At 73.2% G+C, this 15,336-nt stretch carries 10 protein-coding genes; 9 read left to right on the top strand and 1 reads right to left on the bottom strand.

Annotated elements, in window-relative coordinates; translation table 11 throughout:
* Window positions 1-76: 76 nt before the first annotated feature.
* From ACIGFK_RS31080 to hflX, 5 genes are all read left to right on the top strand, one after another.
* Window positions 77-631 (top strand): hypothetical protein, encoded by a 555-nt coding sequence (locus ACIGFK_RS31080; RefSeq protein ID WP_376660181.1) that lies wholly within the window; start codon window positions 77-79, stop codon window positions 629-631.
* Between the two features lie 76 nt (window positions 632-707).
* A complete protein-coding gene (gene dapF, locus ACIGFK_RS31075) occupies window positions 708-1,583 on the top strand; it encodes a diaminopimelate epimerase (RefSeq protein ID WP_376660182.1) in 876 nt (291 codons plus the stop codon).
* Between the two features lie 140 nt (window positions 1,584-1,723).
* A complete protein-coding gene (locus ACIGFK_RS31070; protein WP_376660183.1) occupies window positions 1,724-3,808 on the top strand; it encodes a RelA/SpoT family protein in 2,085 nt (694 codons plus the stop codon).
* Window positions 3,809-3,941: 133 nt separating this feature from the next.
* Window positions 3,942-5,384 (top strand): M1 family metallopeptidase, encoded by a 1,443-nt coding sequence (locus ACIGFK_RS31065; protein WP_376660184.1) that lies wholly within the window; start codon window positions 3,942-3,944, stop codon window positions 5,382-5,384.
* A 133-nt stretch (window positions 5,385-5,517) separates the two neighbouring features.
* Window positions 5,518-7,023 (top strand): GTPase HflX, encoded by a 1,506-nt coding sequence (hflX, locus tag ACIGFK_RS31060; RefSeq protein ID WP_376660185.1) that lies wholly within the window; start codon window positions 5,518-5,520, stop codon window positions 7,021-7,023.
* A gap of 124 nt (window positions 7,024-7,147) precedes the next feature.
* Here the strand turns inward: hflX and ACIGFK_RS31055 are convergent, their stop codons facing one another.
* Window positions 7,148-8,323, bottom strand: coding sequence for a trypsin-like serine peptidase (locus tag ACIGFK_RS31055; RefSeq protein WP_376660186.1), 1,176 nt, complete (start codon window positions 8,321-8,323; stop codon window positions 7,148-7,150).
* A 200-nt stretch (window positions 8,324-8,523) separates the two neighbouring features.
* Here ACIGFK_RS31055 and ACIGFK_RS31050 point away from each other — a divergent pair, with 200 nt between their 5' ends.
* The 4 genes from ACIGFK_RS31050 to ACIGFK_RS31035 all read left to right on the top strand — a co-directional run bounded on the left by ACIGFK_RS31050 (window position 8,524) and on the right by ACIGFK_RS31035 (window position 15,293).
* Window positions 8,524-9,987 carry a diaminobutyrate--2-oxoglutarate transaminase family protein gene (locus ACIGFK_RS31050; RefSeq protein WP_400054492.1) on the top strand — a complete coding sequence of 488 codons (1,464 nt, stop codon included), beginning with the start codon at window positions 8,524-8,526 and terminating at the stop codon, window positions 9,985-9,987.
* Between the two features lie 678 nt (window positions 9,988-10,665).
* Window positions 10,666-12,609: an IucA/IucC family protein gene (locus ACIGFK_RS31045; protein ID WP_400054523.1), complete on the top strand. Its 1,944-nt coding sequence runs from the start codon at window positions 10,666-10,668 to the stop codon at window positions 12,607-12,609.
* A 31-nt stretch (window positions 12,610-12,640) separates the two neighbouring features.
* Complete coding sequence (locus tag ACIGFK_RS31040; RefSeq protein ID WP_400054490.1) at window positions 12,641-13,339, top strand: GNAT family N-acetyltransferase; 699 nt, start codon at window positions 12,641-12,643, stop codon at window positions 13,337-13,339.
* A gap of 97 nt (window positions 13,340-13,436) precedes the next feature.
* Window positions 13,437-15,293 carry an IucA/IucC family protein gene (locus ACIGFK_RS31035; RefSeq protein ID WP_376660147.1) on the top strand — a complete coding sequence of 619 codons (1,857 nt, stop codon included), beginning with the start codon at window positions 13,437-13,439 and terminating at the stop codon, window positions 15,291-15,293.
* Window positions 15,294-15,336 lie beyond the last annotated feature (43 nt).

Genomic DNA, 15,336 nt, shown 5'->3' with positions numbered 1-15,336 from the left:
CGTGCCATCATCAAACTCCAGCGGGTGCGTCACCCGCAGTGAATGGCGGCGTACTGAATCCGAGTGGGGAGGGCGCGTGGCGATGGAGGCCGGCCCTCGTGACACCGGGCGGGACGACACCCGGCGGGAAGCGGACCCGACGCTTCTCGACCCGCCGGCCGGACCCGGCGGACCGCAGCGGTCCGACGGCCCGGACGTCCCCGGCGCCCTCGGGCTGCCCTCGGGCCCCGCGCGGCTGACCCCCGACGGCCCGGACACCCCGGATTCCACGGAGGCCGAGGCCGCCGCCGGACCCGAGGTCGAGGTCGAGCTGCGCCCCCAGCGGCGCCTGCGCGTGTGGCAGATCATCCCCATCGCGGTGCTGGCCGCCGCCGGTTCGCTCATGTTCGCCTTCCCGCTCGCCTTCGAGTTCGGCGACGGCGGAGCCGTGGTCGCCATGCTCGGGTTCCTCATCAGCTGCTGCGCCGGCGGCTGGGGGATGATGGCCGCCCGCCGCGTCGGCTACAGCTGGCCCGGGCTCCCGGCCCGCGGGAGCGGCCGCCGCCCCGACTGGCGCATGGCCGCGCTGTACGCCGCGGTCGCGCTGGCCGTCGTAGCGCTCGCCGTGTACCGGGTGGCCCGGCTCCGCTAGGCCGTCCGGCAGCCGCCCGCCGACCGCCCCTCGGACAGCCCCGCACCCCTGACCAGGGGATCGGTACGATGGGCCCGTGACGCAGACCACCCTCCCCTTCCTCAAGGGCCACGGCACCGAGAACGACTTCGTGATCGTCCCGGACCCGGACAACGCCATCGAGCTGCCGGCGGCCGCCGTCGCGAAGCTGTGCGACCGGCGGGCCGGGATCGGTGCGGACGGCGTCCTGCACGTCGTCCGGTCCGCCGCGCACCCCGAGGCGGCCCACCTGGCCGACGAGGCGGAGTGGTTCATGGACTACCGCAACAGCGACGGCTCCATCGCCGAGATGTGCGGCAACGGCGTACGCGTCTTCGCCCGCTACCTCCAGCACGCCGGCCACGTCGAGGCGGGCGACCTCGCCGTCGCCACCCGGGGCGGCGTCAAGCGCGTCCACCTCGACAAGGCGGGCGACGTCACGGTCTCCATGGGCCGCGCCGAACTCCCGGAGGGGGAGGTCACCGTCGCCGTCGGCGCCAAGAGCTGGCCCGCGCGGAACGTCAACATGGGGAACCCGCACGCGGTGGCGTTCGTTGAAAGCCTCGACGACGCCGGGAAGCTGTACGACGCCCCCGACTTCAGCCCGGCGTCCGCCTACCCGACGGGAGTCAACGTCGAGTTCGTCGTCGACCGCGGCCCCCGGCACGTCGCCATGCGCGTCCACGAGCGCGGCTCCGGCGAGACCCGATCCTGCGGCACCGGTGCCTGCGCCGTCGCCGTGGCCGCCATCCGCCGCGAGGGCGTGGACCCGGCCGCCACCGGCGAACCGGCCACTTACACCGTCGACCTCCCGGGCGGAACGCTCGTCATCACGGAACACCCCGACGGCCGGATCGAGATGACCGGGCCGGCCGTGATCGTGGCCGCGGGAGAGTTCGATGCGGCCTGGCTCACCGAAACGGTTTTCGCCTGAAGCTTCCCTCTAATGGGTGATCCGTTTCACGCTCGGCGAGAGGTGGACTGCGCCACGTGGTGGGGTCGGTAACATCAGGCACCGGCCCTGAGGGCTCACCCCATGCCCGCCACCGCCGGTCGAAGCCGCCGGAGGTGCCCATGAGTGCAGAGGCCACGAACCCCGAAGCACACCCCGAAGTGCGCCCTGAGCTCCGCAGACGTGGCCGGACCAGGCTCGATCTGCGCCGGCTCGGCCGAGCGGCGCTGCTCGGGCCGACGTCCCGCGACCGCCTCCCGGACGCCATCGGGCACGTCGCCGAGGCGCACCGCGCCCACCATCCGGACGCCGATCTGTCCGTTTTGCGGCGGGCGTATCTGCTCGCGGAGACCTCGCACCGCGGTCAGATGCGAAAAAGTGGTGAGCCGTACATCACACATCCGCTCGCCGTCACCCTGATCCTCGCCGAACTGGGCGCCGAGACAACGACCCTGACGGCCTCTCTCCTCCACGACACCGTCGAGGACACCGATGTGACCCTCGATCAGGTCCGCGCCGAGTTCGGCGACGAGGTCTGCTTCATCGTCGACGGCGTCACGAAGGTGGAGAAGATCGACTACGGTGCCGCCGCCGAACCCGAGACCTTCCGCAAGATGCTCGTCGCCACCGGCAACGACGTCCGCGTGATGTCCATCAAGCTCGCCGACCGGCTGCACAACATGCGCACCCTCGGCGTGATGCGCCCCGAGAAACAGGCCCGCATCGCCAAGGTCACCCGCGACGTCCTCATCCCGCTCGCCGAGCGGCTCGGCGTCCAGGCCCTCAAGACCGAGCTGGAAGACCTCGTCTTCGCGATCCTGCACCCCGAGGAGTACGAGCACACCCGCGCGCTCATCGCGGCCCACGCCGGCGAGAACGACCCGCTGCCCGCCATCGCCGACTCCGTACGGACCGTGCTGCGCGAGGCGGGCATCGCCGCCGAGGTACAGGTACGCCCCCGGCACTTCGTCTCCGTCCACCGCGTCGCCCTCAAACGAGGCGAACTGCGCGGCTCCGACTTCGGACGCGTCCTCGTCCTCGTCGGCGAGAACGCCGACTGCTACGCCGTGCTGGGCGAGCTGCACACCTGCTTCACCCCGGTCGTATCGGAGTTCAAGGACTTCATCGCCGCCCCCAAGTTCAACCTCTACCAGTCCCTGCACACCGCCGTCGCCACCCCCGAGGGGTACGTCGCCGAGGTCATCGTGCGGACCCGGCAGATGCACCGCGTCGCGGAGGCGGGCGTCGTCGCCCTCGGCAACCCGTACGCCACCGCCACCGCCGCGGCCGACGCCGCCGAAGCCGACGAGGAGCGGGTGGACCCGACCCGCCCCGGCTGGCTGTCCCGGCTGCTCGACTGGCAGCAGTCCGCGCCCGACCCGGACACCTTCTGGAGCGTGCTCCGTGCGGAGCTGGCCCAGGACAGGGAGATCACCGTCTTCCGCGCGGACGGCGGCACGCTGGGCCTGCCGGCCGGCGCCAGCTGTATCGACGCCGCCTACGCGCAGCACGGCGAGGCGGCCCACGGCTGTATCGGCGCCCGGGTCAACGGGCGCCTCACCTCCCTCTCCTCCCCGCTCGCCGACGGCGACACCGTGCAGTTGCTGCTCGCGCAGGACGCTTCCTCGGGCCCGGCTGCCGAGTGGCTCGACCACGCGAAGACCCCCGCCGCCCGGATCGCCATCAGCAGCTGGCTCGAAGCCCACCCCGACCGGGCCCTGTCCACCACCTCCGCCGCGCGGGCGCCCCTGTCGGTGGTCGGCGCCCGGGGCGGCGGGGCCAACGCGGTCGCCGACCTGCCGGACGCCCCCGTACGGCTGGCCGGGTGCTGCACGCCGGTGCCGCCGGACGCCGTCGCGGGATTCGTGGTCCGCGGCGGGGCCGTCACCGTGCACCGCATCCACTGCGCGGCGGTGGCACAGATGCGTGCCGTGGGGCGCACCTCGGTCGCCGTGCACTGGCGGGCCACCGCGGACTGCCGGGTCACCCTGGTCGCCGAATCGTTCGGCCGCCCGCATCTGCTGGCCGACCTGACCGAGGCCATCGCCCGCGAGGGCGTCGAGGTGGTCTCCGCGACCGTGGAACCCCCGGTCGAGCAGCGTGTCCGGCACACCTACACCCTCCAGCTGCCCGACGCGGGAGGCCTGCCCGCACTGATGCGCGCGATGCGGGACGTGCCCGGCGTCTACGACGTCAGCCGCGCCTAGCGCACAGGCCGTCTCTGCCGCCGGGCCGGAGGCTCTCCCGGCGTGTCAGCGGGCGGGCCCGGAAGGTCCCGTTCGGGTGGCCCCGTCGCGCGTCGCGGGCGGTCGTGCGGCGGGCGCTGGTAAGCGGTGGTGGATGCAGCTCACCTCCCCGCGCCTGCGCGCCGCCCTGCTCGCCGCGGCCTCCCTCACCCTCGTCGCAGCCGTCCTGCCCCCGCCGAAGCCGCTCGGCATCGGCGACCGGCTGTTCCCGGAGCTCGGGAACCCCGGGTACGACGTGCTCTCGTACGACCTGTCGTTCACGTACAAGGACAACAAGAGCCCGCTCGACGCGGTCACCGTCATCGATGCGCGCGCCCTGCGGCCGCTGGAGCTGATCAACCTCGACTTCACCCACGGCAAGGTGGCGTCCGTCGAGGTCAACGGGGAGCCGGCCCGGTTCGAGAGCGCGGGCGAGGACCTCGTACTGACCCCCGCGCGCCCCGTCGCGGCGCACGTGCCGCTGCACATCACCGTCCGGCACACCAGCGACCCGCGCGGCCGCGCGGACGGCGGCTGGGTGCCCACGACGGACGGCCTGGCCATGGCCAACCAGGCGGACGCCGCCCACCGGGTCTTCCCCTGCAACGACCACCCCGCCGACAAGGCGTTCTTCACCTTCCGGGTCACCGCCCCGGCGGGGCTCACGGTCGTCGCCAACGGGGTGCCCGGCGCATTGCCCGTCCCCGGCGCGGCCGGCGCGACGACCTGGACGTACCGGACCCTGCACCCCATGGCCACCGAGCTGGCCCAGGTCTCCGTCGGCAGCTCCGCGGTCGTCCACGGGACCGGACCGCACGGGCTGCCGCTGCGCGACGTGGTGCCCGCGGCCGACCGGGAGCGACTGGCCCCCTGGCTGAAGAAGACCGCCGGCCACGTCGCGTGGATGGAGGAGAGGGTCGGCCGCTACCCCTTCGAGAACTACGGGGTCCTGATCGCGCGGGCGACCACCGGTTTCGAGCTGGAGACACAGACCCTCTCCCTGTTCGAGAACAGCCTGTTCTCCGGCGAGGGCTACCCCGAGTGGTACGTGGAATCCGTGATGGTGCACGAGCTCGCCCACCAGTGGTTCGGCGACAGCGTCAGCCCCCGGACCTGGTCCGACCTGTGGCTGAACGAGGGCCACGCCACCTGGTACGAGGCCCTGTACGCGGACGGGCTCGGCAAGTACTCCCTGGAGCGGCGCATGCGCGAGGCGTACCAGCGCTCCGACCAGTGGCGGGCCGCGGGCGGACCCCCGGCCGCCCCGAAGGCCGCCGCCCCCGGCGAGAAGATCGGACTGTTCCGGCCGGTGGTCTACGACGGGTCTGCGCTGATCCTCTACGCACTGCGCCAGGAGATCGGCGTCCAGGCCTTCGACCGGCTCGAGCGGCGCTGGGTTTCCGAGCACCGGGACTCCGTCGCGGGCACCGCGGACTTCGTCCGCCTGGCCTCGCAGGAGGCGGGCCGGGACCTCACCGCCTTCCTGGAGCCGTGGCTGTACGGGAAGACGACTCCGGCGATGCCGGGGCACCCGGAGTGGAGCGGGAAAAGCGTGTGACCCCGGCGGAACGGGCATGTCACCATCGACGGGTCCCTCCGGGGAATCCCCGGGCGGTGTGACACGTTGGACGTGACAGCTAACGTGTCCCTGCTGGGCGTGACACTGCTATTCGAATCGACGTAAGGATCCAATGACCTCCTCTTCTTCCCCTTCCCAGGACGAGCGGGACGCACGGGACGTGCGGGACTCGCAGAGCTTCACCGAGAGCCTTCGGGCCGATGCCCTGATGGAAGAGGACGTCGCCTGGAGCCACGAGATCGACGGAGACCGGGACGGCGAGCAGTTCGAACGCTCCGAGCGCGCGGCCCTGCGCCGCGTGGCCGGCCTCTCCACCGAACTCGAAGACGTCACCGAGGTCGAGTACCGACAGCTCCGCCTGGAGCGCGTCGTACTCGTCGGTGTCTGGACCTCCGGCACGGTGAACGACGCGGAGAACTCGCTCGCGGAGCTCGCGGCGCTCGCCGAGACGGCAGGTGCTCTCGTACTCGACGGCGTGATCCAGCGCCGCGACAAGCCGGACCCGGCCACCTTCATCGGTTCGGGCAAGGCGCGCGAGCTGCGTGACATCGTCATGGAGAGCGGCGCCGACACGGTCGTGTGCGACGGCGAGCTCAGCCCCGGCCAGCTCATCGCGCTCGAAGACGTCGTCAAGGTGAAGGTGGTCGACCGGACCGCCCTCATCCTCGACATCTTCGCCCAGCACGCCAAGTCCCGAGAGGGCAAGGCGCAGGTCGCGCTCGCGCAGATGCAGTACATGCTGCCGCGACTGCGAGGCTGGGGTCAGTCGCTGTCCCGCCAGATGGGTGGCGGCGGCGGTGGCGGCATGGCCACCCGAGGCCCCGGTGAGACCAAGATCGAGACCGACCGGCGCCGGATCCGCGAGAAGATGGCGAAGATGCGCCGGGAGATCGCGGAGATGAAGACCGGCCGCGACATCAAGCGGCAGGAACGGCGCCGCAACAAGGTGCCCTCGGTCGCCATCGCCGGTTACACCAACGCCGGAAAGTCCTCCCTGCTCAACCGCCTCACGGGCGCGGGCGTGCTGGTGGAGAACGCACTGTTCGCCACCCTCGACCCGACCGTGCGCCGGGCCGAGACCCCCAGCGGCCGGATCTACACCCTGGCCGACACGGTCGGCTTCGTCCGGCACCTGCCCCACCACCTCGTCGAGGCGTTCCGCTCCACGATGGAGGAGGTCGGTGACTCCGACCTCATCCTGCACATCGTGGACGGCTCGCACCCGGCGCCGGAGGAGCAGCTGGCGGCGGTGCGCGAGGTGATCCGCGAGGTCGGCGCGGTCAACGTGCCCGAGATCGTCGTGATCAACAAGGCGGATGCGGCGGACCCGCTCGTCCTGCAGCGGCTGCTGCGGATCGAGCGGCACTCCATCGCCGTCTCGGCGCGGACCGGCATCGGCATCGACGAGCTGCTCGCACTCATCGACGCCGAGCTGCCGCGGCCCGAGGTCGAGGTGGAGGCCCTGGTGCCCTACACGCTCGGCTCGCTGGTGGCCAAGGCGCACGCCGAGGGCGAGGTGATCTCCGAGGAGCACACGGCCGAGGGGACCCTGCTCAAGGCCCGCGTCCACCAGGAACTGGCGGCGGACCTGGCTCCGTACGTGCTCGCGAAGAGCTGAACCGCCCGGACGCCGGTCCGGCGTTCTGAACTGAACGTCGGACCGGCGCGCCGAACGACCGAGGGCCCCCTGCGCCATGTGCAGGGGGCCCTCCGTCATCCGCTCGTACCCACTTCGGCTCGGGCTACTTGAACTTGCCGCTCACGGCGTCGAAGACACCCTTCGCCTCGGGCCCCAGCCGGGGACCGGCCAGCCAGCCCGCCTTCGACGGGCCGATCGAGGTGTTCGACACCAGCGCCGGCTTGCCGTCGGCGCCCGACGCGACCCAGCCGCCGCCGGAGGCGCCACCGGTCATGGTGCAGCCGATGCGGTACATCACCGGGTCGCTCGCGTTCAGCGAGAGACGGCCCGGCTTGTCCGCGCACTGGTAGGCCTTCTGGCCGTCGAAGGGAGGCGCCGCCGGGTATCCGGTCGCGGTGATGCCCGCCACCTTCGGCACGGCCGGAGCGTTGAACTCCACCGGGAGCGCCGAACCGACCGTCTCCTCCAGCGACTTCCCGCCGCCCTGCTCGGGCGTCACGTGCAGCACCGCGAAGTCGTACGGGGCACCCGCACCGCCGGTCGGACCGCCCGTCGCGATCCACTGGTCGGAGGTCTGCGCCCAGTCGCTCCACCACACGCCGTACGGGGCCACCTGCTCGCGCGGTGCGCCCTTGAGCTGCGCCGTCGGCTTGCCCGCGTTGTTGTAGGACGGCACGAACGCGATGTTGCGGTACCAGCCGCCGGACTTGCCCGCGTGCACGCAGTGGCCCGCAGTCCAGACCATGTTGGACTTGCCGGGGTGCGCCGGGTCCTTCACCACCGTCGCCGAGCAGACCATCGAACCCTCGGGCCCGTCGAAGAAGACCTTGCCGGAAGTCGGAACACTCTGGTGGTAGGGCGGGGCCGCCGCCTTGGCCGTCACCGGAGCCGGGGTCGGGTCGGTCACGCCCTGGTCCTTGCCCGCGTCCGGGTCGACGGCCGGCTGCTTCGGCTGCTCGGCGTCACGCATGCGGTCGGGGTCCCACAGGCCCTCGATGATCGGGTTGATGTAGTCGCCCGCCTCGCGGAGCCAGTCCTCCTTCTTCCAGTTCTTCCACGCACCCCCCTTCCACTTCTCCATGTCGATGCCGTGTTCCTTGAGCTTGTCCTTGAGGTGGTCGGGGATCTTGAGCCCGCCCGAGCCCGGGACCGGACTGGCCTGGGCCACGGTCGGCTTGGCGTCGCCGCCGGCCTCGTCGTCGCCGGGGCCGCACGCGGCGGCGGTCAGCGCGAGCGCGGCTGCGCACAGGATCGCAGTGACCGGTCGGTTCGGTCGCATGTCGGTTCGTCCCCCTGGTGGATTCGAGGCGTCGAGTGCAGCAACCCACTATGCCGTCGAGGTTGGGGACGGCACAGCCGGGGTCGTGGTTCCTGGTCCGGGCGGTGTCTCTCCTCCCGACGGGCAAGGATCTTGCGCCCACCCGTGATCCGGCGGCGTCACCGTCGTTGGTACGTACGGGGGATGGGGGAGCAGCGTTCATGTTCGAGGCGCAATCCGGAAGAGCAATCAGTGCGGGAGGTCCGACACTCGTGGCTTTGACCGAGCCGGCTGCGGCGGAGGATGCCGCATCCGCCGCAGCCGAGGCACAGGTACCGCCCCAGGGGAGCCGGGCACGACGGCCCGGCTCCCCCGATGTCCCCGGTGCCCCCGTCTCCGCCGCAGGGATCCTGCGCAGGCAGTCCCAACGGGAGTCCGCCGCACGGACGTACGCCCGCTCGCTGCCCATCGTCCCCGTGCGGGCCCGCGGGTTGACCATCGAGGGCGCCGACGGGCGGCGCTACCTCGACTGCCTCTCCGGTGCCGGCACCCTCGCCCTCGGGCACAACCACCCCGTGGTGCTCGAAGCCGTCCGGAGCGTGCTCGACTCCGGGGCGCCGTTGCACGTGCTGGACCTCGCGACGCCGGTCAAGGACGCCTTCACCACCGAGCTGTTCGCCAACCTGCCGCCGGAGCTGGCCGCCGACGCCCGGATCCAGTTCTGCGGGCCGGCCGGGACGGACGCGGTGGAGGCGGCCCTCAAACTGGTCCGCACCGCCACCGGGCGATCCGGGCTGCTCGCCTTCACCGGGGCCTACCACGGGATGACCGCCGGCGCCCTGGACGCCTCGGGCGGAGCGGCGGACGTACGGGTGACCCGGCTGCCGTACCCGCAGGACTTCCGCTGCCCGTTCGGCGTCGGCGGCGCCGAGGGAGCCGAGCTGGGCGCCCGCTGGACCGAGAACCTCCTGGACGACCCCAAGGGCGGGGTCCCCGCGCCCGCAGGGATGATCGTCGAACCCGTCCAGGGCGAGGGTGGTGTCCTCCCGGCACCCGACGGCTGGCTGCGGCGGATGCGGGAGATCACCGAGGCGCGGGGGATCCCGCTGATCGCGGACGAAGTGCAGACGGGCGTGGGCCGGACCGGCGCCTTCTGGGGAGTGGGCCATGCCGGGGTGGTGCCCGACGTGCTGGTCCTGTCCAAGGCGATCGGCGGCAGCCTGCCCCTCGCGGTGATCGTGTACCGGGCGGGCCTCGACGTCTGGGCCCCCGGGGCGCATGCCGGGACCTTCCGCGGGAACCAGCTGGCCATGGCGGCCGGCACCGCCACCCTCGCCTACGTCCGCGAGAACCGGCTGGCCGAGCGTGCCGCCGTCCTGGGCGAACGGATGCTCACGGCCTTGCGCGGCCTTGCCTCCGACCACCCCTGCATCGGGGACGTACGGGGCCGGGGCCTGATGATCGGCGTCGAACTCGTCGACCCCGAGACCGGGGACAGCGCCCCCGCCCTCGCCGCGGCCGTCCGCCAGGAGTGCCTGGACCGCGGGCTGATCGTCGAACTCGGCGGCCGCCATTCCGCCGTCGTCCGCCTGCTACCCCCGCTGACCCTGACCGACGAACAGGCCGGAGCGGTCCTCGACCGCCTGGCCGACGCCATCCCGGCAGCCGCCCGCCGGCCCCACTGACCCGTACCCCGAGGACCCGCGATGCCCGACGCGCACCATTCCACCCCCACCCCCGGCTCCGGCGGGGACGACCGGCTGCGACCGGCCCTGCCCCCCAGGGCACAGCAGCAACCGCCCGCCCCCACCGGGCACCCGACAGCGCCCCAGGCCTCCACCGGGCACCCGACGGCGCCCCAGGCCGCCACCGCCGACCCTGCCGACAGCGCCGACCCCGGGGGCCTCGACTCCGCCGAGCACCGCGCGCCGGAGCCCCGCCCCGCCCAGGCCTACCGGCCGGCCACCCCCGCGCCGACACCCCTCACCCGGCCGTGGGCCGCCCCCCTCGGGCCCGACCACCCGCAGGTCACGCCCCCCGAAGCCGCCCAGCTCTGGACCGCCCCTGCCGAGCCGCCCCGCCCCCAGCCCGCGCCCCCGGCACCCGCCCAGCCCTGGGCGGCCCCTGCCGAGCCGGCCCGTCCGCAGCCCGCGCCCGCACCTGCGGCGCCGGCCCAGCCCAGGGCCACGTCCCTCGGGCCCGACCATCCGCAGCCATCGCCCACCGACCCCGCCCGGCCCTGGGGCGCGCCCGCGCACCCGCAGCCCACGCACCCGGGGCCGGCGCAACCCTGGGCCGCGCCTGGCGAGCCCTCCCAGCCCCGGGCCGCGTCCCCCGAGCCCGCGGCCGCACGCCCCGAGGCCGTGTCGGGCGACGGGGCCGACGGGGTGTGCGCCCCCTCCGGCGAACCGGCTCACCGGGCCCCGGAGCCCGAGGACCCGGCGCCGCAGAGCCCGCCGGCGGCCACCGTGCCGCGGCAGAAGGACGGCACGGCCGCGCCCCGCGCAGGCCGCAGAGACATGGCCCGGCCGGAGCAGGCCGGGCCGCCCGAGCTCCTGGACCACCCCGACCCAACGGCCGCAGCCGAGGCCGCGACGGTCGAGAACCTGCTCCGCTGCTGGGTCCGCGAAGCCGGACTCCGCCGCCCCGACGGTCCCGCCGGGACGCCGCTGCGCATCCCCCTTCCCGCTTCCGGCGCCGCCCTGACCGTCGCCGTCCGCCACTGGTCCCCGGCCGGCTGGCACCGCTTCGGCCCGGCGCGACTGGAAGCCGCGCCCACCACTGCCCCCGCCCTCGACGCCGTCACGCTCGCCGCCCTCCTCGCCCGCGAAGGCACTCGTACGCGCACCTCCACCGGCGACGACCACGACCACGGCTCCGCCGACCTGGTGGCCCGGGTGGCCGACTCGGTCCGCCGCACCGCCGAGTTCATCGCCGACCGGCGTGAACGCCCCACCGCCCCGGCCCCCGTCAGCGCGGACCGCTTCCTCACCGCCGAACAGTCCCTCCTCCTGGGCCACCCCCTCCAACCGGACCCGAAGAGCCGCGAAGGACTCTCGGAGACCGAACTCCGCCGCTACTCACCCGAACTGCACGGCTCCTTCCCCCTGCACTGGTTCGCGGTCGCACCCGCCGCCCTCGCCACCCAATCGGCCTGGACGGAACGGGGCCGCCCCGTCTCCGCCGCCCGGCTCCTCGGCCGCCTCGCCCCGGACCTGCCGGTGCCCGACGGCGCCACCCCCCTTCCCCTGCACCCCTGGCAGGCCCGCGACCTGCTTCAACGCCCCGCCGTCGCCGCCCTCCGCGAAGCTGGACTCCTCCACGACCTGGGCCCCCACGGCGCCCCCTGGTACCCCACCTCCTCCGTCCGGACCGTCCACCGACCCGGTGCGCCCGCGATGCTCAAGCTCTCCCTGGGCCTGCGCATCACCAACTCCCGCCGTGAGAACCTCCGCAAGGAACTCCACCGCGGCGTCGAGGTCCACCGGCTGCTGCGCACCGGTCTCGCCGAGCAGTGGCAGACGGGCCACCCCGGCTTCGACATCGTCCGCGACCCCGCCTGGGTCGCCGTCGACGCCCCGGACGGAACCCCCGTCCCCGGACTCGACGCCCTGCTGCGCCACAACCCCTTCCGCTCCTCCGACGACGCCGTCTGCGTCGCCGCTCTGACCTCGCCCCGCCCGTGGCCCGGCCGGACCGGGATGACCTCCCGGCTCGCCGAGACCGTTTCCCGCCTCGCCGCCGACACCGGACGCCCCACCTCCGCCGTCGCCGCCGAGTGGTTCCTGCGCTACCTCGACCACGTGGTCCTGCCGGTCCTCGCCTTCGACGCGCTCGCCGGCATCGCCCTCGAAGCCCACCAGCAGAACACCCTGGTCCTCCTCGACCCGGCCGGCTGGCCGGTCGGCGGCCGGTTCCGCGACAACCAGGGCTACTACTTCCGCGCATCCCGCCGCGCGGAACTGGAACACCGGCTCCCGGGCATCGGCAGCGTCAGCGACACCTTCGTCTCCGACGCCGTCACCGACGAACGCTTCGCCTACTACCTCGGCATCAACAACGTGCTCGGCCTCATCGGCGCCTTCGGCTCCCAGCGCCTCGCCGACGAGCGCGTACTGCTCGCCGCCTTCCGCCGGTTCCTGGGCAAGGCGGCCCACCTCGGCCCGCTCCCCACGCGACTCCTCGACTCACCCACCCTGCGCTGCAAGGCGAATCTGCTCACCCGCCTGGGCGGCCTCGACGAGCTGGTCGGTCCCGTCGACACCCAGTCCGTCTACGTCACCATCGCCAACCCCCTCCACGACTGACACGCCAGCGCCGAGACGGAGAAGAGCCCCGATGCCCTCCACCGAAACCCCTGCCGATCCCGCAGGCTCCGCAACCCGTGCGTTCGGCAGCCTCCGCACCCTCGGCGACACGGTCGAACTACGGCTTCCCGTGCACCGGTTGCCCCTGCTCGCCGAGGCGGACCTGCTCGATTCCCCGGCACTCTGGGGCAGCACGGACACACCCGTCGGCACCTTCCGCCTCGACCCCGTGCGACCCGAGCGGGACCTGGGCCTGCTCACAGGCTGGATGAACGATCCCGAGGTCGACGCCTACTGGGAACTCGCCGGCCCCGAAACCGTCACCGAAGCCCATCTGCGGGCCCAGCTCGACGCCGACGGACGCAGCATCCCCTGCCTCGGCCTACTCGACGGCACCCCGATGAGCTACTGGGAGATCTACCGGGCCGATCTCGACCCGCTGTCCCGGCACTACCCGGCGCGCCCCCACGACACGGGTATCCACCTGCTGATCGGAGACGGAACGAACCGCGGCCGGGGCCTGGGCACCACACTGCTGCGCGCCGTCGCCGACCTGGTGCTCGACAACCGACCTCGCTGCACACGCGTCATCGCCGAACCGGACATCCGAAACACCCCCTCCGTATCAGCCTTCCTGGGCTCGGGTTTCCGCTGTTTCGCGGAAATCGACCTTCCGGAGAAGCGCGCCGCCCTGATGATCCGGGAGCGGGCGCTGCGCAATCTCCTCTGACTGCCGCCCCGCAGGCCCCGACCGCCCCGCCGCTTCGCACCTCTCCCTTCGAAAACTCCGCGCCACGCGGCAAAGTTCCCGAGCTCCGAGGAGACCCGTGCAGAATTTCCCGACGCCCCACGACGCCACGGAACCGCCCGTGCCGCCCTCGCCCCAGCACCCCTGTACGCCCCCCGAACTCAACCGCTCGACCTGGGACTTCGCGGCCCGCCGACTGCTCGCCAAGATGCTCGCCGAGTTCGCGTACGAGGAGATCATCAGCCCCGTCCCGGCCCCTGCCCCGGCGGGCGACGCATGGACCCTCACCCTCGACGACGGCAGCAGCCTCGGCTTCCGCGCCCGCCGCCGCGTCTACGGCAGCTGGCACGTCACCCCGGACACCATCACCCTCACCCCGGCGCCGCCCTCCACCGAGCCGCCCGTCGCCTTCGGGGACCCGTACGCCTTCCTCGTCCGTGCCCGAACCCTCCTCGGACTCGACGGGGCCACCCTCGGCCACCTGATCCGCGAGCTCAGCGCCACCCTCGCCGCCGACGCCAGGATCGACCACACCGCGCTGACCGCCGACGTCCTCGCGGATCTGGACTACGCCTCCCTGGAAGGCCACCAGACGGGGCACCCCTGGCTCGTCCTCAACAAGGGCCGCATCGGACTCTCCGCCGCCGACACCACGGCCTGGGCCCCCGAGGCCCGCACCCGCCAGCGGCTGCCCTGGCTCGCCGCCCACACCTCGCTCGCCGTCTACCGGGGCACCGCCGGCCTGGAGGATCCCGCGCGCCTCTACTCCGCGGAGCTCGATCCCGTCACCCGCGCCGCCTTCGACCAGAGCCTGCGCGACCGGGGCCTGGACCCGCTCGGCTACCTCTACTTCCCGGTCCACCCCTGGCAGTGGGACGAGGTGGTGCTCCCGCTCTTCGCCCCGGCCCTCGCCGCGGGCACCCTCGTCCCGCTGCCCGCCGACCCCGACGTGCGGCTGCCCCAGCAGTCGATCCGCACCTTCCTCAACCTCACCCGACCCGACCGGCACAGCGTCAAGCTGCCGCTCTCCGTCTTCAACACCATGGTCTGGCGCGGCCTGCCCTCCGACCTCGCCCTGGCCGCCCCCGCCGTCACCGCCTGGATCCACTCGCTGCGCGACGGCGACCCCTTCCTCCGCGACGAATGCGGGGTGATCCTCCTCGGCGAAGTCGCCTCCGTCACCGTCCGCCATCCCGTCTACGACGAGCTCCCCGAGGTCCCGTACCAGTACAAGGAGCTCCTCGGCGCGATCTGGCGCGAGCCCCTGACCGGCCGCCTCGCCCCCGGCGAGCGCGCCCGCACGCTGGCCTCCCTCCTGCACACCGACGCCCGGGGCCGTTCCTTCACCGCCGAACTCGTGGCCCGGTCCGGTCTGGCCCCGGAGGTCTGGCTCCAGCGCCTCTTCGCCGCCGTGCTGCCCCCACTGCTCCACTTCCTCTACCGCTACGGCACCGTCTTCTCCCCGCACGGGGAGAACGCCGTCGTGATCTTCGACGAGCACGAGGTGCCGGTCCGGCTGGCGGTGAAGGACTTCGTGGACGACATCAACATCAGCGACGAGCCGCTCCCCGAGCTGGCCTCGCTGCCGGACGAGGTCCGGGCCGTCCTGCTGACGGAGCCCGCCGACTTCCTGCCCCAGTTCATCCACTCAGGTCTCTTCGTGGGCGTCTTCCGCTACCTCTCCGCCCTCTGCGAGGACCGCCTGGACGTCCCGGAGCGCGAGTTCTGGTCCCTCGTACGGGCGGAGATCGTGCGCCACCAGGCCCGCTTCCCCGAGCTGAAGGACCGCTACGAGCTCTTCGACCTGCTCGGAGAACGCATCGGACGGCTCTGCCTGAACCGGAACCGGCTCTACGAGGACGGCTACCGCGACCGCCCCGACCGCCCGCACGCCGTGCAGCACGGCACCGTACCCAACCCCTTGTACCGGCCGTGATTCCTCGCCGGTGCGCTCACTGTCGGTGCGGACCCGTAGGGTT

It is taken from the genome of Streptomyces sp. NPDC085524 (assembly GCF_044541755.1).
Lineage (GTDB): Bacteria > Actinomycetota > Actinomycetes > Streptomycetales > Streptomycetaceae > Streptomyces.
The sequence above is the reverse complement of the archived record's forward strand: the minus strand, read 5'-3'. Positions and strand labels throughout refer to the sequence as shown.